Annotated in this window: 23 protein-coding genes, 1 tRNA gene and 1 pseudogene; 5 read left to right on the top strand and 20 right to left on the bottom strand. The window is 63.0% G+C overall.

The features are described 5' to 3' along the window. Nucleotides 1–346: 346 nt before the first annotated feature. Nucleotides 347–1018 carry a TetR/AcrR family transcriptional regulator gene (locus tag CLI93_RS00720; protein ID WP_238945763.1) on the top strand — a complete coding sequence of 224 codons (672 nt, stop codon included), beginning with the start codon at nucleotides 347–349 and terminating at the stop codon, nucleotides 1016–1018. A gap of 80 nt (nucleotides 1019–1098) precedes the next feature. Here the strand turns inward: CLI93_RS00720 and clpA are convergent, their stop codons facing one another. Next, a complete protein-coding gene (gene clpA, locus CLI93_RS00715) occupies nucleotides 1099–3444 on the bottom strand; it encodes an ATP-dependent Clp protease ATP-binding subunit ClpA (protein ID WP_095541938.1) in 2346 nt (781 codons plus the stop codon). A 246-nt stretch (nucleotides 3445–3690) separates the two neighbouring features. Further along, nucleotides 3691–4062: an ATP-dependent Clp protease adapter ClpS gene (gene clpS / locus CLI93_RS00710; RefSeq protein ID WP_095538601.1), complete on the bottom strand. Its 372-nt coding sequence runs from the start codon at nucleotides 4060–4062 to the stop codon at nucleotides 3691–3693. Nucleotides 4063–4271: 209 nt separating this feature from the next. Between clpS and CLI93_RS00705 the strand changes: the two genes are divergently transcribed. The 4 genes and pseudogenes from CLI93_RS00705 to accD form a co-directional block, all read left to right on the top strand. After that, nucleotides 4272–4790 carry a DUF192 domain-containing protein gene (locus CLI93_RS00705; RefSeq protein ID WP_095995831.1) on the top strand — a complete coding sequence of 173 codons (519 nt, stop codon included), beginning with the start codon at nucleotides 4272–4274 and terminating at the stop codon, nucleotides 4788–4790. 162 nt (nucleotides 4791–4952) lie between these two features. Then, the gene (gene zapD, locus CLI93_RS00700) at nucleotides 4953–5711 is read left to right on the top strand and encodes a cell division protein ZapD (protein ID WP_095541936.1); all 759 of its coding nucleotides are present in this window, start codon (nucleotides 4953–4955) and stop codon (nucleotides 5709–5711) included. Nucleotides 5712–5748: 37 nt separating this feature from the next. Continuing rightward, entirely contained in the window at nucleotides 5749–5982 is a 234-nt protein-coding gene (locus CLI93_RS00695; protein ID WP_095995832.1) for a DNA gyrase inhibitor YacG, read from the top strand. A gap of 474 nt (nucleotides 5983–6456) precedes the next feature. Then, a pseudogene (gene accD / locus CLI93_RS00690) lies at nucleotides 6457–7323 on the top strand (acetyl-CoA carboxylase, carboxyltransferase subunit beta); the annotation flags it as partial. Nucleotides 7324–7555: 232 nt separating this feature from the next. Here the strand turns inward: accD and CLI93_RS00685 are convergent. From CLI93_RS00685 to tpiA, 18 genes are all read right to left on the bottom strand, one after another. After that, on the bottom strand, nucleotides 7556–8065 hold the full coding sequence (locus tag CLI93_RS00685; protein WP_095541933.1) for a DUF1178 family protein: 510 nt from the start codon (nucleotides 8063–8065) through the stop codon (nucleotides 7556–7558). A 179-nt stretch (nucleotides 8066–8244) separates the two neighbouring features. Next, the gene (gene nuoN, locus CLI93_RS00680) at nucleotides 8245–9744 is read right to left on the bottom strand and encodes an NADH-quinone oxidoreductase subunit NuoN (protein ID WP_095541932.1); all 1500 of its coding nucleotides are present in this window, start codon (nucleotides 9742–9744) and stop codon (nucleotides 8245–8247) included. A gap of 22 nt (nucleotides 9745–9766) precedes the next feature. Beyond that, entirely contained in the window at nucleotides 9767–11242 is a 1476-nt protein-coding gene (locus CLI93_RS00675; RefSeq protein WP_095541931.1) for an NADH-quinone oxidoreductase subunit M, read from the bottom strand. Nucleotides 11243–11255: 13 nt separating this feature from the next. Further along, nucleotides 11256–13277, bottom strand: a complete 2022-nt coding sequence (gene nuoL, locus CLI93_RS00670) for an NADH-quinone oxidoreductase subunit L (RefSeq protein WP_095541930.1) — start codon at nucleotides 13275–13277, stop codon at nucleotides 11256–11258. Nucleotides 13278–13296: 19 nt separating this feature from the next. Beyond that, entirely contained in the window at nucleotides 13297–13605 is a 309-nt protein-coding gene (nuoK, locus tag CLI93_RS00665) for an NADH-quinone oxidoreductase subunit NuoK (protein ID WP_095538593.1), read from the bottom strand. Beyond that, nucleotides 13602–14252, bottom strand: coding sequence for an NADH-quinone oxidoreductase subunit J (locus tag CLI93_RS00660; RefSeq protein ID WP_095541929.1), 651 nt, complete (start codon nucleotides 14250–14252; stop codon nucleotides 13602–13604). The genes nuoK and CLI93_RS00660 overlap by 4 nt, the downstream gene beginning before the upstream one ends. 99 nt (nucleotides 14253–14351) lie before the next feature. Then, nucleotides 14352–14882: an NADH-quinone oxidoreductase subunit NuoI gene (gene nuoI, locus CLI93_RS00655; protein WP_095541928.1), complete on the bottom strand. Its 531-nt coding sequence runs from the start codon at nucleotides 14880–14882 to the stop codon at nucleotides 14352–14354. Nucleotides 14883–14898: 16 nt separating this feature from the next. Then, entirely contained in the window at nucleotides 14899–15975 is a 1077-nt protein-coding gene (gene nuoH, locus CLI93_RS00650) for an NADH-quinone oxidoreductase subunit NuoH (protein ID WP_095541927.1), read from the bottom strand. Further along, a complete protein-coding gene (gene nuoG, locus CLI93_RS00645) occupies nucleotides 15972–18185 on the bottom strand; it encodes an NADH-quinone oxidoreductase subunit NuoG (protein ID WP_095541926.1) in 2214 nt (737 codons plus the stop codon). The genes nuoH and nuoG overlap by 4 nt, the downstream gene beginning before the upstream one ends. Before the next feature lie 22 nt (nucleotides 18186–18207). Then, nucleotides 18208–19632 (bottom strand): NADH-quinone oxidoreductase subunit NuoF, encoded by a 1425-nt coding sequence (nuoF, locus tag CLI93_RS00640; protein ID WP_095541925.1) that lies wholly within the window; start codon nucleotides 19630–19632, stop codon nucleotides 18208–18210. Then, a complete protein-coding gene (locus tag CLI93_RS00635; protein ID WP_095541924.1) occupies nucleotides 19629–20117 on the bottom strand; it encodes an NADH-quinone oxidoreductase subunit NuoE family protein in 489 nt (162 codons plus the stop codon). Before CLI93_RS00635 ends, nuoF begins: the two co-directional genes overlap by 4 nt. Next, nucleotides 20114–21367: an NADH-quinone oxidoreductase subunit D gene (locus tag CLI93_RS00630; protein WP_095541923.1), complete on the bottom strand. Its 1254-nt coding sequence runs from the start codon at nucleotides 21365–21367 to the stop codon at nucleotides 20114–20116. The genes CLI93_RS00635 and CLI93_RS00630 overlap by 4 nt, the downstream gene beginning before the upstream one ends. 38 nt (nucleotides 21368–21405) lie before the next feature. Beyond that, a complete protein-coding gene (locus tag CLI93_RS00625) occupies nucleotides 21406–22008 on the bottom strand; it encodes an NADH-quinone oxidoreductase subunit C (RefSeq protein ID WP_095995835.1) in 603 nt (200 codons plus the stop codon). A 47-nt stretch (nucleotides 22009–22055) separates the two neighbouring features. Beyond that, entirely contained in the window at nucleotides 22056–22535 is a 480-nt protein-coding gene (locus tag CLI93_RS00620; protein WP_095538587.1) for a NuoB/complex I 20 kDa subunit family protein, read from the bottom strand. A gap of 45 nt (nucleotides 22536–22580) precedes the next feature. Next, nucleotides 22581–22940 carry an NADH-quinone oxidoreductase subunit A gene (locus CLI93_RS00615; protein ID WP_095550377.1) on the bottom strand — a complete coding sequence of 120 codons (360 nt, stop codon included), beginning with the start codon at nucleotides 22938–22940 and terminating at the stop codon, nucleotides 22581–22583. 77 nt (nucleotides 22941–23017) lie between these two features. Further along, a tRNA-Leu gene (locus CLI93_RS00610) sits at nucleotides 23018–23103 on the bottom strand. Between the two features lie 273 nt (nucleotides 23104–23376). After that, a complete protein-coding gene (gene secG / locus CLI93_RS00605) occupies nucleotides 23377–23991 on the bottom strand; it encodes a preprotein translocase subunit SecG (protein WP_095541922.1) in 615 nt (204 codons plus the stop codon). A 51-nt stretch (nucleotides 23992–24042) separates the two neighbouring features. Further along, the gene (gene tpiA, locus CLI93_RS00600) at nucleotides 24043–24807 is read right to left on the bottom strand and encodes a triose-phosphate isomerase (protein WP_095541921.1); all 765 of its coding nucleotides are present in this window, start codon (nucleotides 24805–24807) and stop codon (nucleotides 24043–24045) included.

Raw genomic sequence — 24807 nt, 5'->3', positions numbered from 1 at the left:
CCGCCGCGCGGCCACCGCAAGGCGGGCTTGCATGGCCACAAGGCGACCTGGCCTGGGTTGCGCGCACGGCTGCTGGAGTGGTGGATGGGGGCTGGCCTCGGGTCATGCCGGATTCCTTTCAATTGGTACTTGGGGGGAGATGGGGCAACCTTGGGCGGCTTTGCCATCAGCGCAGCCAAGTGGTAGCGGGCGGTGTCGGGTCGTGTCGGGTGGTTCGCCCATACACTCTTTTGATCTGTGACACGAATTAGTTTCATAACTATAAACTAATTCGGCGCGCACACCGCCCAGATGACAGGCCAAATACCAGCCAAGAGCGCCGCGCGCCCGACCGAGAGGATTTGCCATGAAGAAAATGCCGCCGCCAGCCCCCTGCTCTGCCCCAGCGCCCGCTGCCGCGCCGCGCGGCCGCCCGCCCAGCATCACGCGCGCGCGCATTGCCGAGGCCGGGGTGACCATCGGCCTGCCGCACATCACCTTCACGGGGGTGGCCGCTGCGCTGGGGGTCAGCCACATGGCGCTGTACAAGCACGTGCCCAGCCTGGCAGCGCTCAAACAATTGGTGGCTGAGGAAATCTTTACCCGCTGGCAGTTGCCCGAAGTCGATGAGCAACGGCGACAAGGGCTGCGCGACTACCTGCTGGCCTTCAGCAGCGCCGCGCGTGCGTTCGTCCGTGCGCATCCTGGGCTGACGCCCTATGTGCTGCGCCGCCAGGCCGCCACCCCGGCCATGCTGGACAAGATCGAGGCCCACCACCGGCACATCGCACGCATCTACGATCTACGCCCGGCGCAGGCGCGCTGGCTGCTGAGCACCGTGGCCTTTCATTGCATCGCCGTCTCCGACACGGTCTACAGCCTGGCCTGCCCCTCGGCCCAGCCCGACGAAGAGCCGGAGGATCTGGCCAGCGCCGCCGCGTGCGCCGCCCAGCAGTCCGAGATGGAGGCCGAGCTCGAACAAGGCATGCAGGCGCTGATCGTTGGCGCGCTGGCGCTGTTGGAGGAGAAAAGGGATTAGGACCTGGTCAGCCACCTGCCAGCGGCACGCAGCCGCTGTGGCACGCAGCCGCTGTGGCACGCAGCCCATGGCCCCACCGCTCATTCGGCGGCGGTTTCCTCTTCCTCCGGCTTGGGCTTGGCCTCTTTCTTGAGCGGCGTGATGTCCAGCTGCACTTCGTCCTTGACGCCGCCCTGGCCATCGTCCACCTGCTTGAGGCCGATGACCACGCGCCCGCCATCGGCCAGGCCGCCGAACAGCAGCTCGTCGGCCAGCGACTTGCGGATCGTGTCCTGGATCAGGCGCTGCATGGGGCGCGCGCCCATCAGCGGATCGAAGCCTTTCTTGGCCAGGTACTTGCGCAACTCGTCGGTGAAGCTGGCCTCGACCTTCTTCTCAGCCAGCTGGCTTTCCAGTTGCAGCAGGAACTTATCGACCACACGCAGGATGATCTGCTCATCGAGCGGCTTGAAGCTGACGATGGCGTCGAGCCGGTTGCGGAACTCGGGCGTGAACATGCGCTTGATGTCGCCCATTTCGTCGCCGGCCTGGCGCGGGTTGGTGAAGCCGATGCTGGCCTTGTTCATGGTCTCGGCGCCGGCGTTGGTCGTCATGATGATGATGACGTTGCGGAAATCGGCCTTGCGACCGTTGTTGTCCGTCAGCGTGCCGTGGTCCATCACCTGCAGCAGGATGTTGTAGATGCTGGGGTGGGCCTTCTCGATTTCGTCGAGCAGCAGCACGGCGTGCGGCTTCTTGGTCACGGCCTCGGTGAGCAGACCGCCCTGGTCAAAGCCGACGTAGCCCGGCGGCGCGCCGATGAGGCGGCTGACGGCGTGCGGCTCCATGTATTCGGACATGTCAAAGCGGATCAGCTCAATGCCCATGATGTAGGCCAACTGGCGCGCAGCCTCGGTCTTGCCCACGCCGGTGGGGCCGGAGAACAGGAAAGCGCCAATGGGCTTGTCGGGCTTGCCCAGGCCCGAGCGTGCCATCTTGATGGCGCTGGCCAGGGCCTCCAGCGCGCCGTCCTGGCCGAACACCACGCTCTTGAGGTCGCGCTCCAGGGTCTTGAGCTTGCTGCGGTCGTCCTGCGAGACGGCCGCCGGCGGGATGCGGGCGATCTTGGCAACGATGTCCTCGATCTCGGCCTTGCCGATGGTCTTGCGGCGCTTGGAGGGCGCGAGAATGCGCTGCGCCGCGCCAGCCTCGTCGATCACGTCGATGGCCTTGTCGGGCAGCTGGCGGTCGTTGATGTAGCGCGCCGAGAGCTCGGCCGCGGCCTGCAGGGCGGCATTGGCGTATTTGACGCTATGGTGCTCTTCGAAGCGGCTCTTGAGGCCCTTGAGGATGTCCACTGTCTCGGCCACGCTGGGCTCGACCACGTCGATCTTCTGAAAGCGCCGCGACAGCGCCGCGTCCTTCTCGAAGATGCCACGGTACTCGGTGAAAGTGGTTGCGCCGATGCACTTGAGTTGGCCGCTGGAGAGCGCCGGTTTGAGCAGGTTGGAGGCATCCAGCGTACCGCCCGAGGCCGCGCCGGCGCCGATCAGCGTGTGGATTTCGTCGATGAACAGCACCGCATCGGGCTTTTCGCGCAGGCTTTTGAGCACGCCCTTGAGGCGCTGCTCGAAGTCGCCACGGTACTTGGTGCCTGCCAGCAGCGCGCCCATGTCCAACGCGTACACCGTGGCGTTTTCCAGCACCTCGGGCACATCCTTTTGCGTGATGCGCCAGGCCAGGCCCTCGGCAATGGCGGTCTTGCCCACGCCAGCCTCGCCCACCAGCAGCGGGTTGTTCTTGCGGCGACGGCACAGCACCTGGATGGTGCGCTCGACCTCCTGTTGACGCCCGATCAGCGGATCGATGCGGCCTTGGGCTGCGGCCTGGTTCAGATTGACGGTGTACTGCTCCAGCGGGCTGAGTTTCTCACCGCGCTCGCCGCCAGGCTGCTGGCCTTCTTCCTGCCCGCCCATGGCGTCGGCGCTGCCGGCCTTGTCGCCGGCCTCGTCCTTGCGGATGCCATGCGCAATGAAATTCACCACGTCCAGCCGAGTGATGTTCTGCAGCTGCAGGAAATAGGCCGCATGAGAATCCTTCTCGCCAAAGATGGCCACCAGCACATTGGCGCCCACAACCTCCTTCTTGCCGTTGCCGGTGGACTGCACGTGCATGATGGCGCGCTGCACGACGCGTTGAAAACCCAGCGTGGGCTGGGTATCGACCTCATCGCTGCCGCCCACTTGAGGCATGTTGTCGTCGATAAACCCCGTCAGTGCACTGCGCAACTCCTCGATATTGGCCTTGCAGGCGCGCAGCACCTCGGCGGCGCTGGGGTTGTCCAGCAGGGCCAGCAGCAAATGCTCAACGGTGACGAATTCATGGCGCTTTTCCCGCGCCTCGACAAAAGCCTTTTGCAAGCTGACTTCCAGTTCCTGGGCAATCATTGATACGAACTCCTTGTGCTTGCGAAAAATAAGATACCGGGCAGGTGCGGCCGCCCTGAAAAAAATCAATAGGCCATTGATCGACCATTGACACAGCCAATCGAGTCAAGCACCGCCGGCCACTCACCGCTTTGAGCCCAGCGGGCGCGCCGCATGGTGAAGCATTTGCTGCATGGCGTCAACGGCGCGTTTTCCATTGGCCAATGCCCTAGGCCCTTCGGTGCCGATCGGCCTTTGCTGTTGAGCTTATGAGGCCAGCGGCTCACTCAAGCATTGCAGCGGGTGACCCGCGCTGGCAGCGGCGCCCATGACCTGATCGACCTTGGTCTCGGCGATCTCATGGGGATACACCCCGCAGACGCCACGACCTTCGAGGTGGATCTTGAGCATGATCTGCGTGGCCATATCCCGGTTCTTGCCAAAAAACTCCTGCAGCACGGCAATGACAAACTCCATCGGCGTGAAATCGTCATTGATCATCACTACCTGGTAGAGCGGCGGTTGCTTGGGCCGGTGCAGTTGGCGCTCCACCACCGCAGTTTCTTCTTCCTGCAACGGCAATACCGTGGGCGGCGCCGGGGGCTTGATGGGCTGGTTGGAGGCTTCTGGAACATTCATGGCGCTGGATTCTAGAGCGTGTTCATGACTTCGGCGCGAGTGGGCCAAAGCGGTTGGGGCTGGTTGCAAGGCGCCAAGGCACAATCAAGGCAGGCATGCCCCGCCACGCTTGCCATGTACAAGTTTTTACGCCCGCAGTGCAGTGCATGCCGCGCAACTGCCGCTACGATGCCGGCCCAGCAAGATCACACCACTGCACGTTTTCTGCCATGCATCTGAAACACACGCTCACTCTGTTGCGCCGTGCCAATGCTGCGGCGCTGGCCTTGGCACTGGCGCTGCCCACCGCGCTGCAAGCCCAGGCGCCACAGGCGTCGGGCCAGCCGCAGCTGGACCTGCCGCGGCTGACGCTGTCGATCAACATGTTTCGCATCGATGCCCAGGTGGCCAGCACCCCTGCGCAACGGCAGATTGGTTTGATGTTCCGCCCGAGCATGCCGCAGCACGAAGGCATGCTGTTCGTCTTCGAGCAAGCTGGCGTGCAGTGCTTCTGGATGAAAAACACACTGCTTCCGTTAACGGCGGCTTTCCTGGCCGACGACGGTACGGTGGTCAACTTGGCTGACATGCAGCCCTTGAGCACCGAGCAGCACTGCTCGGCACAGCCGGTCCGCTATGTTCTTGAGATGAACCAGGGTTGGTTTGCCCAGCGCGGCATTGCAGCGGGCATGCGCCTGCGTGGCCAGCCTTTCGAGACAGCCAGCACACGCAAAGCCCAGCAGCCCTGATGCCCTGCGCGCCCCAAGCCCTCTGTTGAAAATGCACCGCCGCATCTAGAATCAACGGCTTGCAAAAAGCGCATCAAGAATCCGCCGGGGCGCGCCCGATGGGCTCGTCCTTGGCACCATCCAGCGCCAGCACCCACACCGCCAGCCTTCACCGCCACCGCCGTGATCCTGTACGAATACCCTTTCAACGAGCGCATCCGGACTTACCTGCGTCTGGAATACCTTTTGCTGCGCCTGCAGGAGCTGCTCAATCGCTCCGACGTCACCGACCACCAGTACGCCCTGCAGACCATTTTCGAGGCCATCGAGGTCGCCTCGCGCACGGATCTGAAAACCGACATGCTCAAGGATCTGGAGCGCCAGCGCGCCGCGCTGCAGATCTATAAGGACTACCCCGACATCGACCACGGCGTGCTCGACCGCATCTTTACCCGCATCGATTACTGCGCCAAGAACCTCACCACCATGCCTGGCAAACCCGGCCAAATCATTGCCGACAACGAGTGGCTCAACACCGTGCGCAGCCGCATGGGCATCCCGGGTGGCACCTGTAATTTCGATCTGCCATTGCTCCACCATTGGAAACACCGCCCATCGGCCACCCGCCTGCGCGATCTGGAAACCTGGGCCAACAGCCTCACGCCCGTGGCCGACACCGTATTCCTGCTGCTCAAGCTGGTGCGCGACACCGGCACGGCGCACCGCGTGGCCGTCACCAGGGGGCAATTCCAGCAGAACCTGCCCCCCACGCGGGGCTTTCAGCTGCTGCGCCTGTGGGTCGATCCGCGCGACGACGTCACGCCCGAAATCAGCGCCAACCGTCTGCTGGTCTCCGTGCGCTTCATGGAGCCCAATCTGGAAGGCAAGCCCACGCCCGCACACAAGGATTTGTCGCTGGAAGTGGCCATTTGCGGCCTGTAACCGCCCCCAGGCCGTCCGCCCCCACATTCGCCTTGCCATGAGCCACTCATCCCCACCAGCAGATCAGCCCAAAGCCAACGATCAGCCTGCCAACGCTGGCCCCATCGTGGCCTGCCCCCAATGCCAGCAACCCACACACTTTGCGCCCAGCAACCCTTGGCGGCCTTTTTGCAGCGAGCGCTGCCAGCGCATCGACATGGGGGCCTGGGCCAGCGAGCAGTTTCGCATTGCCGGCAAGCCCGGCGATCCCCAAAGAAGCGAGCAGGACTGAAGCGCCCTACCCTGCAGCCGCCACCCCAGACCGATGGCGGCCAGCGCAAGCCATAGTTTCACTACAATCGGACGCCCGCACGCCCTCTTTACCGGGGTTTGCCCAGGGTGATCTTCCAGGCTCAGAGCCTGTTCAAAATCTCGGCGCGAGTGGGCAAGAAGCGGTTTGGGATGGGCTGCAAGGCGCAAAACGCAGCCATAGCTGGGGCTATGGCGAGGCTTTGCAACGAAGCAGAGCGCCCAAATCCGCTCTCTTGACCGCCGTGCAAAGATTTTGAACAGGCTCTCAGGGTGAGCCCAAAACCGTTAAGGGCCTGTTCAAAATCTCTACTGCCCTGCAGCCCACTCACACCGCCTCTTGTCCAATCGCACCGAGACTTTGAACCGGCTCTGAGCAAGGTCTGGCATCAGCCAGTCACACAATGCAAGGGCTGCAGTGCAGCCGCGCTGTTTTCTCGACGACCATTTTTTCCGCATGTCCTGGCTTGACAAAATCATTCCCTCCCGGCTGATTCGCAGTACGGAAACCAGCTCGCGCCACCAAATCCCCGAAGGCCTTTGGTCCAAGTGCCCGGAATGTGAAACCGTGCTCTACCGCTCCGACCTGGAGAAAAACCTCAATGTCTGCCCGCACTGCGGCGCCCACCAGCGCATCGGCGCGCGCCAGCGCCTGGCTGCCTTTTTGGATGAACAAGGCCGCTACGAAATCGGCCAGGAAGTCACGCCGCTGGATGCGCTCAAGTTCAAGGACAGCCGCAAATACCCCGAGCGCCTGAAAGAAGCCCACAAGGCCACCAACGAAAGCGATGCGCTGATTGCCATGGGCGGCACCCTGCATGGACTGCCCGTCGTGGCGGCCTGCTTCGAGTTCGACTTCATGGGCGGCAGCATGGGCAGCGTGGTCGGCGAGCGCTTCGTGCGCGCCGTGCAGGCCGCGCTGCACAAAAAAGTGCCTTTCATCTGCTTTACCGCCACGGGCGGCGCGCGCATGCAGGAAGGGCTGCTGTCACTGATGCAAATGGCCAAGACCAACGCCGCGCTGACGCACTTTGCCCAGCAGCGCCTGCCCTTCGTCAGCGTGCTGACCGACCCCACCATGGGCGGTGTCAGCGCCAGCTTTGCCTTCATGGGCGATCTGGTCATTGCCGAGCCCAAGGCCCTGATTGGCTTTGCCGGGCCGCGCGTGATCGAATCCACCGTGCGCGTCAAACTGCCCGAAGGCTTTCAGCGCGCCGAATTCCTGCTGGAAAAAGGCGCCATCGACATGATCGTCGATCGCCGCCAACTGCGTGACGTGATCGCGCAAAACCTGGCCATCTTGCTGGGCCGGCCCAGCATTGCCGCTCCCACCATGCTCTTGCCCCCGGCTGGCAGCGCCGCAGAGGCAGCCAATCAGCCAGCAGCAGCCTCGGGCCACGACACCGCCCAGCCCCAGCAGCCGTCCGAGGCTGGCAGCGAGGGGGAGGCAAACCTCAAAGAAGCCGGCAAGGGCTGAGGGACAAGGCCAGCGGGGCTCTCCACAGACCACTGCGCGTGGGGCCCCCTGCAAACGGCGGCCTTCGTGCTGCTTCGCACTATTGCAATGGCTCATCCGCCCCTTCGGGCAGGGGCAGCACGGGGATGCCCTCGTCCAGCAACTCCAACATTTGCTGCACGCTGGCTTGGCCGTGGATGGGCCGCTCTGGCGCCTGGCCTTCGTGGATGCGGCGGGCCTCGGCGGTAAAGCGCTCACCAACGTTTTCGGCATTTTTCAGCAAGGCGCGCGCCTGGCTCAGCCACTGGGCCTGGCGTCTGCGCTGCTCGGCCATGGCCTGCTGCGCGCCAGGGCTGGGTGTATGCATTTCTGCCTGACTGGGCGCCGCCTTGTCGGCCCCAGCTGGCGGCAGCTGCTGGGCGGCAGCATTGGGCTGGCGGTTGCTCTTGGCCTTCAAGTGCGGCGCGCTGAGCAGCTTGTCGATTTGCGCGCTGCCACATACCGGGCATTGCAGCAGGCCACGCTGGCACTGCGACTGGTAATCCTCAGCCGAGGCGAACCAGCCTTCAAACACATGCCCGTGCGCGCAGCGCAGATCGAAAACTTTCATGGATGCCAACTCCTGGCGTAGACGCTGGCTTTGCCTGCGAGAGAACGCTTGGGCACGTCGTGCCAGCCGAGCCAGATTGTGAAGCAAAAACCCCTGCCAGACACCGCAAGGTGCTGCAGGGGTTGTGCGAAGGGATGCGTCTTTGACTGATCAGGCCAATCCCGTGCCGTCCCCTCAAGTCAAGTGCGCAAGGCGTTGAGCACGGCCTGCGCGCAAATGGCCATCAGCCCGCCCGGGAACAGGCCCAGCACCAGCATCAGCGCACCATTGGCGGTCAGCACCAGCTTCACGTCCCAGCCGGCCTCAAGCGGGCGTGCCTGGATGTCGGGGGCGTCGAAGTACATCACCTTGACCACACGCAGGTAGTAGAAGGCGCCGATCAACGACATGATGACGGCGAACACCGCCAGCGCAATGTGCAGGCTGGAGCCCGTGGCCAGCAGGGCCTGGAGCACGGCGAACTTGGCATAAAAGCCCACCAGCGGCGGGATGCCGGCCATGGAGAACATGCACAAGGCCATGATGCCTGCGTACAGCGGGCTGCGCTGGTTCAGGCCGGCCAGGTCGGTGATCTGGTCGGCCTCGAAGCCTTCACGGGCCAGCAGCATGATGATGCCGAAGGTGGCCAGCGTGGTCAGCACGTAGGTCACCACGTAGAACATGGCCGAGCCGTAGGCGGCCTGGGCGCTGTCGGCATTGAACTCGCCGCCCTGCACACCGGACATCAGACCCAGCAGGATGAAGCCCACATGCGAAATGGTCGAGTAGGCCAGCATGCGCTTGAGGTTTTTCTGTGCAATGGCCACCAGGTTGCCGATGAACAGCGAGGCCATGGCCAGAATGCCCAGCATTTGCTGCCAGTCGGTGGCCAGGGGCAGCAGGCCATCGACCAGCATGCGCATCACGATGCCGAAGGCGGCCAGCTTGGGCGCCGAGGCAATCAGCAGCGTCACGGCCGTGGGCGCGCCCTGGTAGACGTCGGGGATCCACATGTGGAAGGGCACGGCCCCCAGCTTGAAGGCCAGGCCGGCGACGATGAACACCAGGCCGAAAACCAGCACCTGCTTGTGCTCGAACAGGCCCTGGTTGATGACGCGGAAAATCTCCCCAATATCCAGCGAGCCCGTGGCGCCGTAAAGCATGGACATGCCATAGAGCAGGAAGCCGCTGGCCATGGCGCCGAGCACGAAGTACTTCATTGCCGCCTCGGTGGCCTGGCTGTCGTCACGGCGCAGGGCCACCAGCGCATAGCTCGACAGCGTCAGCAGCTCCAGGCCCAGGTACAGCAGCAGCAGGTTGTTGCCCGAGATCATGAAGTCGATGCCCAGCAGCGCCAGCAGGGACAGCGAGAACAGCTCACCGCCGCGCAGCATGTCGCGCGAGGCCGAATAGGGGCGCGCATAGACCAGCGCCACCAGCACGCTGACGGCGGCAAAGCCCTTGAGCCAGCTGGCCATGGAATCGACCACCATCATGTTGCCAAAGCCGTACAAGGTATTGCCGTGGCTGGCGTAGGTGAAGTTCATGCCGGCCACCACGGCCAGCGTGGCCAGCGTCAGCCAGTGCGTGGTCGGGCGCAGGCGCTGTTTTTCCTTCAGGTCCACCAGCGTGATGGCACAGGCCATGACCATCAGCACCAGCTCCGGATACACGGCCACCCAGCTATATCTGTCAATCATCGTAAAACTCTCTTCTGGGCAATTACTGCAGCTTGGCCTGCGCGATGTTGGCCAGCAGTTGGGCGACGGAGGCGTCCATCACGTCGGTAAAGGGCTTGGGGTGAATGCCCATGTAGAGCACGCACACGGCCAGCACGACCATGACCAGCATTTCACGCGCATTGATGTCCTGCAGCGCGCGCACCTCATCGTTGCGCACATCGCCCAGGTAGACCTTTTTGTACATCAGCAGCGAATAGGACGCGCCCAGGATCAGCGCCGTGGCCGCCAGGATGCCTACGGTGAAGCTGTGCTGCACCGAGCCCAGGATGACCATCCACTCACCGATGAAGCCGGCCGTGGCTGGCAGGCCAGCATTGGCCATGGCAAACAGCAGCGCGAAGGCGGCAAACTTGGGCATGGTGTTGACCACCCCGCCGTAGGCGGCGATCTCACGGGTGTGCATGCGGTCGTAGAGCACGCCGATGGCCAGGAACATCGCAGCCGAGACGAAGCCGTGCGCGATCATCTGCACCAACGCGCCGGTCATGCCCAGCTGGTTGAAGAGGAAAAAGCCCAAGCTGACGAAGCCCATGTGCGCCACCGAGGAATAGGCCACGAGCTTTTTCATGTCCTCCTGCACGATGGCCACCAGACCCACGTAGATCACCGCGATCAGCGACAGCGCGATCATCAGCCAGGCATATTCCTGCGCGGCATCGGGGGCGATTGGCAGCGAGAAACGCAGAAAGCCGTAGGCCCCCAGCTTGAGCATGATGGCCGCCAGCACGGCCGAGCCGCCCGTGGGCGCTTCCACGTGCACGTCAGGCAGCCAGGTGTGCACCGGCCACATCGGGATCTTCACGGCGAAAGCGGCGAAGAAGGCAAAGAAGATCCAGGTCTGCTCCAACAGCGACAGCGGCTGGGCATGCCAGGTCAGGATGTCGAAGCTGCCGCCCGAGACGTTGTAGAGGTAGATCACCGCCACCAGCGTCAGCAGCGAACCCAGCAGGGTGTAGAGGAAAAACTTGAACGCGGCGTAGATCTTGCGCGGCCCGCCCCAGACGCCAATGATCAGGTACATCGGGATCAGTGTGGCCTCAAAGAACACGTAGAACAGCATGCCATCCAGCGCGGTGAACACGCCCACCATCAGGCCCGAGAGGATCAGGAATGCACCCATGTACTGGTTGACGCGCTCAGTGATGCTCTCCCACGAGGCAATCACGACGATGACGGTGATGAAGGCTGTCAGCGGCACGAACCAGAACGACAGGCCATCGACGCCCAGGTGGTAATGCACGTTGAACGCGGCAATCCAGGGTGTTTTTTCGACGAACTGCATCTGAGCCGTGCCAGTGTCGAAGCCGGTATAGAGCGGCAGCGTCACCAGCAGGCCCAGCACGGCGCCGGCCAACGCCAGCCAACGCACCAGGTTGGCCTGCCCAGGCTTGCCCAGGGGCAGCAGCAGGATGCCCGCCACGATGGGCACCCAGATCGCGAGACTTAACCAAGCCATTTTTCTTGTTCTCCTAGTGGCTCCGCCACACGAAATACGCCATGAGCGCGAACACACCCAGAATCATGACCAGCGCGTAGTAGTAAATGAAACCCGATTGGAACCAGCGCACCACGCCGGCCAGCCAGCCCACCAGTCGCCAGGATCCGTTGACCACGGCGCCATCGATCAGCGCCTGGTCGCCCGCCTTCCAGAACACCCGCCCCAGCTTCATGAAGCTGCCTGCGATGCCATCGATCCAGAGCTTGTCCATGAAGTACTTTTCCTCGAACAGGCGGTAGATGGGGTGGAAGGCGCGTTGGAAGAATGCCGGCACGGCGGGATTGACCATGTAGCAATACCAGGCGGTCGCCACACCGGCCAGCGCCAGCCAGAAAGGCGCCGTGACGAAGGCGTGCAGACCCAGCTCCAGCCAGCCGTGGATGTGCTCGGCCAGGTAGGCCATGGCCGGGTGCTTGGCCGCATCGACGAAGATCACGCCCTTGAAGAAATCACCGAACAGGAAGCCCATCAGCACGCAGGCGCCAATGGCCACCGAAGGAATGGTCAGCAGCAGCAGCGGCACCGTCACCACCCAGGGCGATTCGTGCGGCTTGGCGCCATGACCATGGCCATGGTCGTCGTGGTGGTGCTCATGCGCGTGCGGATCCTCGTCGTAGCGCTCGCGGCCATGGAAGACCAGGAAGTACATGCGGAACGAATAGAACGCCGTGATGAATACGCCCGAGAGCACGGCCCAGTAGGCCAGGCCCGAGGCCGGCAGGTTGCTGGCGCCCACGGCCATGATGATGGCGTCCTTGGAGTAGAAGCCGGAGAAGAACGGCGTGCCGATCAGCGCCAGCGAACCCAGCAGCGAGGTGATCCAGGTAATCGGCATGTACTTCCACAGCCCGCCCATATAACGCATGTCTTGGTTGTGGTGGCAACCCATGATGACCGAACCCGCGCCGAGGAACAGCAGCGCCTTGAAGAAGGCGTGCGTCATCAGGTGGAACACCGCCACGTGGTAGGCCGAGGCACCCAGGGCCACGGTCATGTAGCCCAGCTGCGACAGCGTGGAATAGGCCACGACGCGCTTGATATCGTTCTGGATCAGGCCCAGCAGTCCCATGAAAAAGGCCGTGATGGAGCCGATGATGAGGATGAAGTTCAGCGCGGTGTCCGACAGCTCATACAGCGGCGAGAAGCGCGCCACCATGAAGATGCCGGCCGTCACCATGGTGGCGGCGTGGATCAGCGCCGAGATCGGCGTCGGGCCTTCCATCGAATCGGGCAGCCAGACGTGCAAGGGGAACTGCGCGCTCTTGCCCATGGCGCCGATGAACAGGCAGATCAGCGCCGCCGTCAGCAGGCTACGGTCGGTGCCTGGCAGATTCAGTGTTGCCAGATGGTCGGCGCGGGCAAAGACCTCGCTGTAGTTGAAGGTACCCACGCTGGCCACCAGCAAACCGATGCCCAGAATGAAGCCGAAATCGCCCACGCGGTTGATCAAAAAGGCCTTGAGGTTGGCGAATACGGCAGTGGGCTTGGTGTACCAGAAGCCGATCAGCAGGTAGGACACCAGGCCCACAGCCTCCCAACCGAAAAACAGCTGCAGCATGTTGTTGCTCATCACGAGCATCAGCATGGAGAAGGTGAACAGCGAGATGTAGGAGAAGAAGCGGTTGTAGCCCGGGTCGCCCTCCATGTAGCCGATGGTGTAGAGGTGCACCATCAACGAGACGAAGGTCACCACCACCATCATCATGGCCGAGAGACTGTCGATCTGGAAGCCGACCTCCATCGCGGTATTGCCCAGCACAGCCCATTGGTAGAGCGTCTGGTTGAGCACCGGCGCGCCGTTCATGACTTTCCACAGGGTCATGGCCGAGAGCACGAAGGCGATGAACACGCCGGCGATGGTGATGCTGTGCCCTGCCCTGCGGCCCAGCAGATTGCCGCCCATGGCGGTGCCGAAGATGCCGACGATGAAGGCGCCGATCAATGGGGCCAACGGCACCCAGAGCAAGGTCGATGCGGAAAGTGTTGGAGTCATGGTCTGCCTTGCCTCGTGCTCAGCCTTTGAGGGTCGTCAAGTCATCGGCGCTGATGCTGGTGCGGGCGCGGAACAGCTGCACCAGGATGGCCAGGCCAATGGCCGCCTCGGCCGCTGCCACGGTCATGATGAAGAACACGAACACCTGCCCGTGCAAGTCGCCCAGGAAGTAGGAGAACGCCACGAAGTTCATGTTCACGGCCAGCAGCATCAGCTCGATGGCCATCAACAGCACGATCAGGTTCTTGCGGTTGAGGAAGATCCCCACCACGGCCAGGGCGAACAGGATCGCCCCCAGCGACAAAAAATGCCCCAGTGTCAGACTCATGGCTTGATCTCCTCTTGCGCGGCCTGTGCCGGCTCAACCGCAGGCGCGCGGCGCACTGCAGGCATTTGCACGACGCGCATGCGATCCTCGGCCTTGACGTGCACCTGCAGCGAGGGGTCGATGGCCTTGGTGTCGCGGCGCGTGCGCAGCGTCAGTGCGATCGCGGCAATCATGCCCACCAGCAGGATCACGCCGGCGACCTGCACTGGCAGCACGTATTCGGTGTACATCAGCTTGCCCAGCTCACGCGTGTTGTTGTAGCCAGGCTGGGCGGCGATGAGTTCGCCAGCGGCATCGGTATCGGGAAAGCCCAGCCAGAGCACGGCCACCATCTGGCCTACGACCACGGCCAAAATCACCAGCGCCGCCGGCAGGTTCTTCTTCAGTGCGCCCTGCATGCGCTCGATGCGGATGTCCAGCATCATCACGACGAACAGGAACAGCACCATCACCGCCCCCAGGTACACCATCACCAGCAGGATGGCCAGGAACTCGGCACGCATCAGCAGCCAGACCCCTGCGGCCTGCGAGAAGGCAAAGATCAGGTAGAGCACCGCATGCACCGGGTTGCGCGCCGTGATGACGCGCAAGGCTGCAAACAGCAGCGCTGCGGCAAAAAGGTAAAAGAATGCGTTTCTGACGTCCATGACGGTCTTCTTCTCAGCCTGCGCCTTCGGCGCTGCAAAGGTCTTCGTAAGGAATGGGATGTACGCCCCTGGAATCCAGCCCGCTGCTGGCGCAGGGCTTTAGCGGTACGGGGCATCGGCCGCCTTGGCCGCGGCAATCTCTTTCTCGTAGCGGTCGCCCACGGCCAGCAGCATTTCCTTGGTGAAGTACAAATCGCCGCGCTTTTCGCCGTGGTATTCGAAGATCTGCGTCTCGACGATCGAATCCACCGGGCAGCTTTCTTCGCAAAAGCCGCAGAAGATGCACTTGGTCAAGTCGATGTCGTAGCGTGTGGTGCGGCGTGTACCGTCATCGCGAACGTCCGACTCGATGGTGATGGCCATGGCCGGGCAGACCGCCTCGCACAGCTTGCAGGCGATGCAACGCTCCTCGCCGTTTTCATAACGGCGCAGCGCATGCAGGCCGCGAAAACGCGGTGACAGCGGAGTTTTCTCCTCAGGGAACTGCACCGTGATGCGACGGCTCATGGCGTAGCGGCCGGTCAGCATCATGCCCTTGAGCAACTCCCAGAGCATGAAGCTCTTGAAGAAGTCCTTCAGGGAAAAGGCGTTGCCGGAGATCGTGGGTTTGGCTTGCGTGGTGTGTGCCATCTGCTTGTTCGCTCCATCAATGCCAGATGTTCAGCGGCGAGAACAGCCAAATGCCGACCACGACCACCCACACCAGTGTCAATGGGATAAAAATCTTCCAACCCAGGCGCATGACCTGGTCATAGCGGAAACGCGGGAAAGTGGCGCGGATCCAGATGAACCAGCTGACGACCAACGAGGCCTTGATTCCCAGCCAGATCCAGCCAGGGATGAAGTCCAGGAAAGCCAAAGGCGCATCCCAGCCGCCCAGGAACAAGATTGCCGCCAGGAACGACACCAGCCACATGCTGGCGTATTCGGCCAGGAAGAAGATCGCAAAACCCATGCCAGAGTACTCGACCATGTGGCCGGCGACGATCTCGGCCTCGCTCTCGACCATGTCGAACGGATGACGGTTGGTTTCGGCCACGACCGAGATCATGTAGACCACGAACAGCGGCAGCAGCGGCAGCCAGTTCCAAGACAGGAAATTCAGGCCCATGTCGGCAAAACGGCCCACCTCTTGCACGCGCACGATGTCGCTGAGGTTCATGCTGCCCGTGACCATGACGACCGCGAGAAAACAAAAGCCCAGCGCGATCTCATAGCTGATCATCTGCGCCGAGGCGCGGATTGCGCCCAGGAACGGGTATTTGGAGTTCGAGGCCCAGCCGGCAATGATGACGCCGTAGACCTCGATGGAGGTAATGGCCATGATCAACAGCACACCGGCATGCACGTTGGACAGCGCCATGTCCGGGCCGAATGGGATGGCAACCCAGGCAGCCAGCGCCGGCATGATGGCCATCACCGGGCCAAGCAGGTAGAGCTTGAAGCTGGCCGCCGAGGGGCGAATGATTTCCTTGGTCAGCAGCTTCAGGCCATCGGCCATGGGCTGCAGCAGGCCCCAAGGGCCAACGCGATTGGGGCCATAGCGCACCTGCATCCAGCCCAGCAGCTTGCGCTCCCACAGCGTCAGGTAGGCCACGGCAATCATCAGCGGGGCCACGATGGCCACGATCTTCAGCAGGTTCCACAGCACTGGCCAAGCCAGGCCGTTCCACCATGCGGCGTCGATCGCGTTGAAGCCCAGGTTGTAGAAGGATTCGATCATGCGCTCACCTCATCGACAGCGCGGGCAATTGGGGAGTTGGGCTGCGCTGCATCGCGTTGCACCTCGGCCCAGCCAGCGCGCTCGCCCAGGCGGGCATCGGCCGTGGCCTGCAGGGCCGGGGCACGGCGCACCAAGCCGTCGAGCTGATAGATGCTGGCCACGACCGGGCGCACTCCAGCGACGCGCACATCGACCTGGGCGATGTCGGCACGATTGCTCAATGTCGCAGCCGGCACGAATGCAGGCTTGCTCTCGCCGGTGCGTTCGCGCGCAAAGCGCGCCAGCACTTCGGGCGATTCTTCGTAGTCGAAGCCGGGCAAGCCCAGCAGATTGCCCAGCACGCGCAGCACTTTCCAAGCCGGGCGGGTTTCGCCCAGTGGCTTGACCACGGCATGGAAGCTCTGCACCCTGCCTTCGGCATTGACGAAACTGCCGGAGGTTTCCGTGAACGGCGAGATCGGCAGCAGCACGTCGGAGAACTCCAAGTTGGTCTTGAACGGGCTGAGCGTGACCACCATCTCGGCCTGCTGCAAGGCGGCCACGGCATTCTGGCCGGCAGCACTGTCCCACTGCGGTTCGGTGTTGAGCAACAGCAAGGCCTTGGCCCCACCGGCCAGCATCTGCCCGGCATTCAGGCCATGCGCGCCCGGCAAGGCTGCGGCCCATTGAGCGCCCACGGTATTGGCCGCCTCGGTCAGGAAGCCGACGCTAGCGCCGATGTGCTCGGCCAGCCAGTTGGCCAGGGCCAGCAAGGCCGTGGCCTGCGGATGGTGGGCCACGGCATTGCCCAGCAGCACGGCCTTGGCCACGCCACCGGCGCCAGCCAGCAATTGCTTGGCCAAGGCCTGGTCTTGCGCATGCACCTGGGCCTCAAGCGGCGCTGGCAAGCCCTTCTCGGCGGCCACGGCCGCTGCCAGGCTGGCCAGCTCGGGCAGCCAGTGCGTGCTGGGCACGATCCAGTTGTGTGCCACGGGCATGGCCCAGTCATAGGCATGCTCGGTAAAGGCATAGACCTGCGCGCCATGGCGCGCGGCCTGGCGGATGCGCGCGGCAAACAACGGGTGCTCCTTGCGCAGGTTGGAGCCGATGACCAGCGCCTGACCCAAGGTAGAGAGCGACGCGATTGAGGTGCCCAGCCAACGCACGCCGACCTGCTGAGCGAATTCGGCATGGCGCAGGCGGTGGTCGATGCTGTCGCTGCCCAGGCCCTGCATCAGCTGCTTGGCCAGGATCAGTTCTTCAAGGGTGCAGTGCGGACTAACCAGTGCGCCAATGCGGTGCGCGCCGTGCTCGGCCTTGATCTGGCTCAGACCTTGCGCCACGTATTCCAGCGCCTGCTGCCAGCCCACCTCTTGCCATTGCCCCCCCTGCTTGATCATGGGCGTGCGCAGGCGATCGGGGCCATTGAGGGCTTCGTAGGAGAAGCGGTCGCGGTCGGCGATCCAACATTCGTTGACAGCTTCGTTCTCGAACGGCAGCACGCGCATGACGCGATGGTTCTTGACCTGCACGATCAGGTTCGCGCCCGAGGAATCGTGCGGCGCGATCGACTTGCGGCGCGACAACTCCCAGGTACGGGCGCTGTAGCGGAAGGGCTTGCTGGTGAGCGCGCCCACGGGGCAAATGTCGATCATGTTGCCGGAGATTTCAGAATCGACCGTATCGCCTTTGACCGTGGTGATCTCGGAGTGCTCGCCACGATTGATCATGCCCAGCTCCATCACGCCGGCCACTTCCTGGCCGAAGCGCACGCAGCGTGTGCACTGGATGCAGCGACTCATCTCCTCCATGGAAATCAGCGGGCCGACGTTCTTGTGCAGCACGACGCGCTTTTCCTCCTGGTAGCGCGAGCGGCCCTGACCATAGCCCACAGCCAAATCCTGCAACTGGCATTCACCGCCTTGATCGCAGATCGGGCAGTCCAGCGGATGGTTGATGAGCAGGAACTCCATCACCGATTGCTGGGCCTGCACGGCCTTGGCGCTGTGCGTATGCACCACCATGCCTTGCGTCACCGGCGTGGCACAGGCAGGCAGGGCCTTGGGGGCTTTTTCAACGTCCACCAGGCACATGCGGCAGTTGGCGGCGATGGAGAGTTTCTTGTGGTAGCAAAAGTGCGGGATGTAGGTGCCTGCCTTCTCGGCCGCATGCATGATCATGCTGCCTTCCTGCACCTGGACTTTTTTGCCGTCGAGTTCGATTTCAACCATATCGCGGGTTCTCCATCATCGATCAGGCGGCCGCGCGCTGCGCCGCGTGGGCGGCCACAACGGCCTCCAGCGCCCCGGCCATGCCTGGGAGGACTGGCTCTGGCGGCTGCACCTGCGGCTGGGCCGCAGCGATCTTGGCCTCAAACTCATGGCGGAAGTGCTTGAGCATGGCACGCACCGGCATTGCAGCGGCATCGCCCAGTGCGCAGATGGTGCGGCCCTGGATGTTGCCAGCCACAGAGTCCAGCAGCTCCAGATCGCCGGGACGGCCGTGGCCGTGCAAAATGCGGTGCACTACGCGCGAAAGCCAGCCCGTGCCCTCGCGGCAGGGAGTGCACTGGCCGCAGGACTCATGGGCGTAAAAGTAGGACAGGCGCGCCAGCGACTCGACCATGCAGCGCGTGTCGTCCATGACGATCACCGCGCCCGAGCCCAGCATGGAGCCGGCCTTGGCGATGGAGTCGTAGTCCATCGTGCATTCCATCATCATCGCCGCCGGAATCACAGGCGCGGACGAGCCACCGGGGATCACGGCCTTGAGGGTGCGCCCTGGGCGCACGCCGCCAGCGAGCTCCAACAACTTGGCAAAGGGCGTTCCCATGGGAATTTCATAATTGCCTGGCAGCTGCACATCGCCACTGACCGAGAAGATCTTGGTGCCGCCATTGTTGGGCTTGCCGCATTCCAGATAGGCCTGGCCGCCATTGCGCACAATCCAGGGCACGGCGGCAAAAGTCTCGGTATTGTTGATGGTGGTGGGCTTGCCAAACAGGCCGAAGCTGGCTGGGAATGGCGGCTTGAAACGCGGCTGGCCTTTCTTGCCTTCCAGCGATTCCAGCAGAGCTGTTTCCTCGCCGCAGATGTAGGCGCCAAAGCCGTGGTGGGCATGCAGCTCGAAGCTGAAGTCCGTGCCCAGGATGTTCTGCCCCAGGAAACCCGCCGCGCGCGCTTCCTCCAGAGCGGCCTCGAAGCGCTCATAGACCTCGAAGATTTCGCCGTGGATGTAGTTGTAGCCCACGCTGGCGCCCATGGTGTAGCCCGCCAGGATCATGCCTTCGATGACGATGTGCGGGTTGTACATCAGGATGTCGCGGTCCTTGCAGGTACCCGGCTCGCCCTCGTCGGAGTTGCAGACCACGTACTTCTGCCCCGGGAAGTTGCGCGGCATGAAGCTCCACTTCAGGCCGGTAGGAAAGCCCGCGCCGCCACGGCCGCGCAGACTCGATTCCTTGAGCAGCGCCACCATGTCGTCCTGGCTCAGGCCTTGGCCGCCGTCCTTGCCCAGCACCTTTTTCAGCGCGCGGTAGCCGCCGCGGTTTTGGTAATCGCGCAGCGACCAGTTGCTGCCGTCGAGGTGGGCGTAGATCTGAGGCTCAATGTGGCGACCGTGAAAGCAGGTCTCACGGCCGGTGGACTTGAACGGCTGAAGAATGTCTCGCAGGCTCATTGGCTGCCCTCCGCACGCAAGGCGTCGACGAGTTGGTCGAGGCGCTCGTTGCTCATGAAACTGCACATGTCGCGGTCGTTGACCAGCATCACCGGCGCATCCGCGCAGGCACCCAGGCACTCACACTGCTGCAGCGTGAACATGCCGTCGACCGTGGTCTCGCCCATGTGCACTTTCAGACGCTGCTCCAGATGCTGCAGCGCCTCTTTGCCGCCGCGCAGCTGGCATGGCAAGTTGGTGCAAACAGCCAGCTTGAACTTGCCCACTGGCTGCTGGTTGTACATGTTGTAGAAGGTCGTGACTTCGTGCACGGCAATCTCGGGCATGTCCAGATAAGCGGCGATTTCGGCCTCGCTTTGCTGGCTGATGTAGCCCTGCTCCTGCTGCACGATGGACAGGCAGGCCATCACGGCCGATTGCTTGCGCTCGGGTGGGTATTTGGCGACCTCGCGCGCAAAGCGCGCCTTGGTGGCTTCGGTAATCATCGGTCAACCTCCCCAAACACGATATCCAGCGTCCCCAGAATCATCACTGCATCCGAGAGCATGTAGCCGCGCGTGACGGCATCCATGGCCGACAGGTGCGCAAAGCCGGGCGCGCGAATCTTCATGCGATAGGGCTTGTTGGCGCCATCGCTGATCATGTAGATGCCGAACTCGCCCTTGGGATGCTCGACTGCGGCATAGGTCTCGCTCTCGGGCACCTTGAAGCCTTCGGTGAACAGCTTGAAGTGGTGGATCAGCTCCTCCATGCCCGACTTCATATTGGCGCGCGGCGGCGGCGCCACTTTGCGGTCGGCGGTGATGACGGGGCCGGGGTTGGCGCGCAGCCAGTCCACGCACTGCTTGATGATGCGGTTGGCCTCGCGCATTTCGCGCATGCGCACCAGATAGCGGTCGTAGCAGTCACCGGTCACGCCCACGGGCACGTCGAACTCAACGCGGTCGTACACGTCGTAGGGCTGCATCTTGCGCAAATCCCAGGCCACGCCCGAGCCGCGCAGCATCGGGCCGGTCATGCCCAAGTTCAATGCATCCTCGGCGCTGACCACGCCAATGCCCACGGTACGCTGCTTCCAGATGCGGTTGTCGGTCAGCAGCGTCTCATATTCATCCACGCACTTGGGAAAGCGCTGCGTGAAGTCGTCGATGAAGTCCAGCAGGCTTCCCTGACGCGCTTCGTTGAGGCGGTCCAGGCTGCGCTGATTGCGCACCTTGGAGGCCTGGTACTGAGGCATGGAGTCGGGCAGGTCGCGGTACACGCCGCCCGGGCGGAAATAGGCCGCGTGCATGCGCGCGCCGGACACTGCCTCGTAGATGTCGAACAAATCCTCGCGCTCGCGGAAGGCGTAGATCAGAATGGTCGAGCTGCCAGCATCGTTGCCATTGCCGCCCAGCCACATCAAGTGGTTGAGGATGCGGGTAATCTCGCTGAACATCACGCGGATGTACTGCGCTCGCAGCGGTACCTCAATGCCCAGCATCTTTTCGATGGCCAGGCAGTACGCATGCTCGTTGCACATCATGGAGACGTAGTCGAGACGGTCCATGTAAGGCAGCGACTGGATGTAGGTCTTATGCTCGGCCAGCTTCTCGGTGGCGCGATGCAGCAGGCCAATGTGCGGGTCGGCGCGCTGCACCACCTCGCCATCGAGCTCCAGCACCAGACGCAGCACACCGTGCGCAGCCGGGTGCTGCGGGCCAAAGTTGAGCGAATAGTTCTTGATTTCAGCCATCGTGTCGTTCCCAACCTTCGGGCGCGCTCAGCGCCAATTCAGTGCGGGCCTCCATAGGTATCCTCACGGATCACGCGCGGCGTAATCTCGCGCGGCTCGATGGTCACAGGCTGGTACACCACGCGCCCCTGCGCCTCGTCGTAGCGCATCTCCACATGTCCGGAGAGGGGAAAGTCTTTGCGGAACGGGTGACCGATGAAACCGTAGTCAGTCAGAATGCGGCGCAGGTCATCGTGTCCATCGAAGACGATGCCATACAGGTCAAACGCCTCTCGCTCATACCAGTTGGCCGAGCGCCAGATGCCAATCAGCGAAGGCAACACAGGGAAGTCATCGTCCTCGGCCAAGCAGCGCACGCGCACGCGCTGATTGAGCTGGACCGACAGCAGCTGCACCACAACGCCAAAGCGCGCCCCTTCCCACACGCCATTGCCATAGTCGGAATAGTCCACGCCGCACAGGTCGATCAAGGTGTCGAAACGGCAACCCTGGGCCTGCTGCAGCTGCTGCATCACCGCCAGGTAATTGGCAGCCGGCACGTCAATCACAACTTGATCGAGCGAAAGCGACACGCGACGCACACGCTCCCCCAACAGAGCTTGCAATTGGGCACAAAGAATTTCGGGATTGACTGCCTGCATGGCTGACTGCAGGGACTCTTGCTTGTTCATCGTGGTGCTCATGAGGCTTAGACCCTGGCAATGGTGTTCGTGCGACGCACCTTTTGCTGTAACTGGATGATGCCGTACATCAAGGCCTCGGCCGTGGGCGGGCAGCCTGGCACGTACACATCCACGGGCACCACACGATCACAGCCGCGCACCACCGAATAGCTGTAGTGGTAGTAACCACCGCCATTCGCGCAAGAGCCCATGGAAATCACCCAACGCGGCTCGGCCATCTGGTCGTAAACCTTGCGCAAGGCAGGCGCCATCTTGTTGCACAGCGTACCGGCCACGATCATCAGATCGGCTTGCCGGGGGCTGGCGCGAAACACCTCAGCGCCAAAGCGAGAGAGGTCATAACGGGCCGCCGCAGTGTGCATCATCTCCACGGCACAGCACGCCAAGCCAAAAGTAACGGGCCACAAAGAGCCCGATTTCGCCCAGTTCGCCACCGCATCGTAGGTCGTGGTGACAAAGCCCTGCTTGAGGACGCCTTCAATCATTTTTATTCTCCTCGGCGGAGTGCATCCGCCAACCGGGAAACCCGATCACTCCCAGGTCAGAGCGCCTTTTGCCCACTCATAGGCAAAACCCACCACCAGAATGGTCAGGAATATCAACACCGCAACGAAGCCAACCAAGCCAACATCGCGCAATGCCACTGCCCAAGGAAAAAGGAAGGCAATCTCCAGATCGAACAATATGAACAGAATTGCCACCAGGTAGTAGCGCACATCGAACTTCATGCGCGCATCATCAAAAGCCTCGAAGCCACACTCGTAGGCCGAATTCTTGGCTGCATAAGGCCTCGTTGGCCCCAAGATCCACCCCAGCACCAGGGGAACCACCCCGACCAGGCCACCAACCAGAATGAACAACAGGACGGGCAAATACTGATCAAGAGTCATGGATAAGGGCCATCGTGCGAAGCCTGACATTGCACTGCGAAGCCATGCGTGCAATGAAGACTTTTGTAATCTGGTTATGGTGCCGTCGGCGAGACTCGAACTCGCACAGCCATGGGCCACTACCCCCTCAAGATAGCGTGTCTACCAATTCCACCACGACGGCGCAATGTACTTGCTTTTGATGTGCTTGCAGCGCTGAAGATCAGAAGAGCAGGCTTGCAAGCACCTGTCCCATTTGCAGGACAGCAAGTATTCTAACCACGTTTTCACGCGTCTCCGGGCTTCTAACAACCCCGGAGGTCGTTATTTTTTCTTTTTCATGACAATCTGCCTCAGCGCCTGTTCAAAGCCTTGGCAGAAGCGGGGCCTCCTGTTGCGCAACTGCAGGCATGCCACCGCAGCACACAGACCTGTACCGGGCTTTAGCCAACAACCATTACTGGTTGCTGCCATCCGTCGTAGCCGTGGAGGGCGCAGCCCCTTGGTTGGCCTGTGCTGCATTGCTGGCGGCCGCCTCGCCCGCAGCGGGCTGCGCTGCCGCAGGCGCCTCGGCGGATGCTGGAGCAACGGCAGACGCTGGGGCAGATTCAGACGCAGTCGGCGTCGGCGCAGGCGTAGCCGGCGTGGCATCCGGGATGGCATTTGCGCCAGTGGCGCCTGCGGCTGCAGCATTGCTGGCAGCAGCCGGGGCTGGGGCCGAAGCGCCAGGAATGGCCGCTGCTGGGCCGCTCTCGGGCAGCGGCGCAGGCGCGCTGCTGGCAGGCAGGCTGTCCAGCACACTGCTGCCGCTTTCATCAGCGGGACGCTGCATGCCCTGACTACCCAGGTAAGCCAGCACCAGCGTAGCGGCAAAGAACACCGTAGCGCACAGCGCCGTCATGCGCGAGAGGAAGTTGGCCCCACCCGTGGCACCAAACAGGCTGCCAGAGCTGCCGCTGCCAAACGCGGCCCCCATGTCGGCGCCCTTGCCGTGCTGAAGTAGGATCAGGCCCGCCATGACCAAAGCGGCCAGGATCTGGACCATCAGTACCAGTGTCATCGTCATGCTCATGTCGTATCCCTTTTTCGTTCAATCAAAATTCGTGGTTGGCTCAGGGCTGCTTCAGGGTCGTGCTGCGGCAATGATGTTGAGAAAGTCCGGCGCCTTGAGCGCCGCCCCGCCGATCAGGCCGCCGTCGATGTCGGGCTGGGCCAGCAGCGCGGCGGCGTTGGCCGCGTTCATGCTGCCGCCGTAGAGGATGCGCACGCGCTCGGCATGGGCTGTGGCGGCCTTGAGCTGTGTGCGCAGCACGGCGTGCACAGCCTGGGCCTGCTCGGGCGTGGCGGTCTGGCCGGTGCCGATGGCCCAGACGGGCTCGTAGGCCACGACGATTTCGCTGATGCAGTGGCCGTTGAGGTGGATCACCGCCGAGAGCTGGCGTTTGACGATGAACTCGGTCATGCCCTGCTCGCGCTCTTGCAGCGTCTCGCCCACGCAGACGATGGGCGTGATGCCGGCGGCCAGCGCGCGCTGGGTCTTGACGGCCACTTGCACGTCGCTCTCGCCCTGGTACTGGCGGCGCTCGCTGTGGCCGACGATGGCGTAGCGCACGCCAAACTCGCGCAGCATGGCGGCCGAGACATCGCCGGTGAAGGCGCCGCCTTCGTGCTGCGAGAGGTCCTGCGCGCCCAGCGCAATGGCCTGCTGGCCTGCCAGCAGCGCCTGCACTTGGGCCAGGTAGGCGGCGGGCGGGCATACGGCCACGTCCACCGCGGCATCGCCTGCCGCCTGGCCGATGCCTTCGCGCAGCGCCTGCACCAGCGCCTCGTTGGCGGCCAGGCTGCCGTTCATCTTCCAGTTGCCGGCGATCAGTTTGTTCTTGCTCAT

This window comes from Vandammella animalimorsus (genome assembly GCF_002288875.1).
Lineage (GTDB): Bacteria > Pseudomonadota > Gammaproteobacteria > Burkholderiales > Burkholderiaceae_C > Lampropedia > Lampropedia animalimorsus.
This window is presented reverse-complemented; position numbering and strand designations above follow the sequence as displayed.

Excerpts from the sequence above, each read along its gene's own strand:
- CLI93_RS00720 (WP_238945763.1), top strand. The coding sequence starts at position 347 with ATGAAGAAAATGCCGCCGCCAGCCCCCTGCTCTGCCCCAGCGCCCGCT.
- clpA (WP_095541938.1), bottom strand. The coding sequence starts at position 3,444 with ATGATTGCCCAGGAACTGGAAGTCAGCTTGCAAAAGGCTTTTGTCGAG.
- clpS (WP_095538601.1), bottom strand. The coding sequence starts at position 4,062 with ATGAATGTTCCAGAAGCCTCCAACCAGCCCATCAAGCCCCCGGCGCCG.
- CLI93_RS00705 (WP_095995831.1), top strand. The coding sequence starts at position 4,272 with ATGCATCTGAAACACACGCTCACTCTGTTGCGCCGTGCCAATGCTGCG.
- CLI93_RS00695 (WP_095995832.1), top strand. The coding sequence starts at position 5,749 with ATGAGCCACTCATCCCCACCAGCAGATCAGCCCAAAGCCAACGATCAG.
- CLI93_RS00685 (WP_095541933.1), bottom strand. The coding sequence starts at position 8,065 with ATGAAAGTTTTCGATCTGCGCTGCGCGCACGGGCATGTGTTTGAAGGC.
- nuoN (WP_095541932.1), bottom strand. The coding sequence starts at position 9,744 with ATGATTGACAGATATAGCTGGGTGGCCGTGTATCCGGAGCTGGTGCTG.
- CLI93_RS00675 (WP_095541931.1), bottom strand. The coding sequence starts at position 11,242 with ATGGCTTGGTTAAGTCTCGCGATCTGGGTGCCCATCGTGGCGGGCATC.
- nuoL (WP_095541930.1), bottom strand. The coding sequence starts at position 13,277 with ATGACTCCAACACTTTCCGCATCGACCTTGCTCTGGGTGCCGTTGGCC.
- nuoK (WP_095538593.1), bottom strand. The coding sequence starts at position 13,605 with ATGAGTCTGACACTGGGGCATTTTTTGTCGCTGGGGGCGATCCTGTTC.
- CLI93_RS00660 (WP_095541929.1), bottom strand. The coding sequence starts at position 14,252 with ATGGACGTCAGAAACGCATTCTTTTACCTTTTTGCCGCAGCGCTGCTG.
- nuoI (WP_095541928.1), bottom strand. The coding sequence starts at position 14,882 with ATGGCACACACCACGCAAGCCAAACCCACGATCTCCGGCAACGCCTTT.
- nuoH (WP_095541927.1), bottom strand. The coding sequence starts at position 15,975 with ATGATCGAATCCTTCTACAACCTGGGCTTCAACGCGATCGACGCCGCA.
- nuoG (WP_095541926.1), bottom strand. The coding sequence starts at position 18,185 with ATGGTTGAAATCGAACTCGACGGCAAAAAAGTCCAGGTGCAGGAAGGC.
- nuoF (WP_095541925.1), bottom strand. The coding sequence starts at position 19,632 with ATGAGCCTGCGAGACATTCTTCAGCCGTTCAAGTCCACCGGCCGTGAG.
- CLI93_RS00635 (WP_095541924.1), bottom strand. The coding sequence starts at position 20,117 with ATGATTACCGAAGCCACCAAGGCGCGCTTTGCGCGCGAGGTCGCCAAA.
- CLI93_RS00630 (WP_095541923.1), bottom strand. The coding sequence starts at position 21,367 with ATGGCTGAAATCAAGAACTATTCGCTCAACTTTGGCCCGCAGCACCCG.
- CLI93_RS00625 (WP_095995835.1), bottom strand. The coding sequence starts at position 22,008 with ATGCAGGCAGTCAATCCCGAAATTCTTTGTGCCCAATTGCAAGCTCTG.
- CLI93_RS00620 (WP_095538587.1), bottom strand. The coding sequence starts at position 22,535 with ATGATTGAAGGCGTCCTCAAGCAGGGCTTTGTCACCACGACCTACGAT.
- CLI93_RS00615 (WP_095550377.1), bottom strand. The coding sequence starts at position 22,940 with ATGACTCTTGATCAGTATTTGCCCGTCCTGTTGTTCATTCTGGTTGGT.
- secG (WP_095541922.1), bottom strand. The coding sequence starts at position 23,991 with ATGAGCATGACGATGACACTGGTACTGATGGTCCAGATCCTGGCCGCT.
- tpiA (WP_095541921.1), bottom strand. The coding sequence starts at position 24,807 with ATGAGCAAGAACAAACTGATCGCCGGCAACTGGAAGATGAACGGCAGC.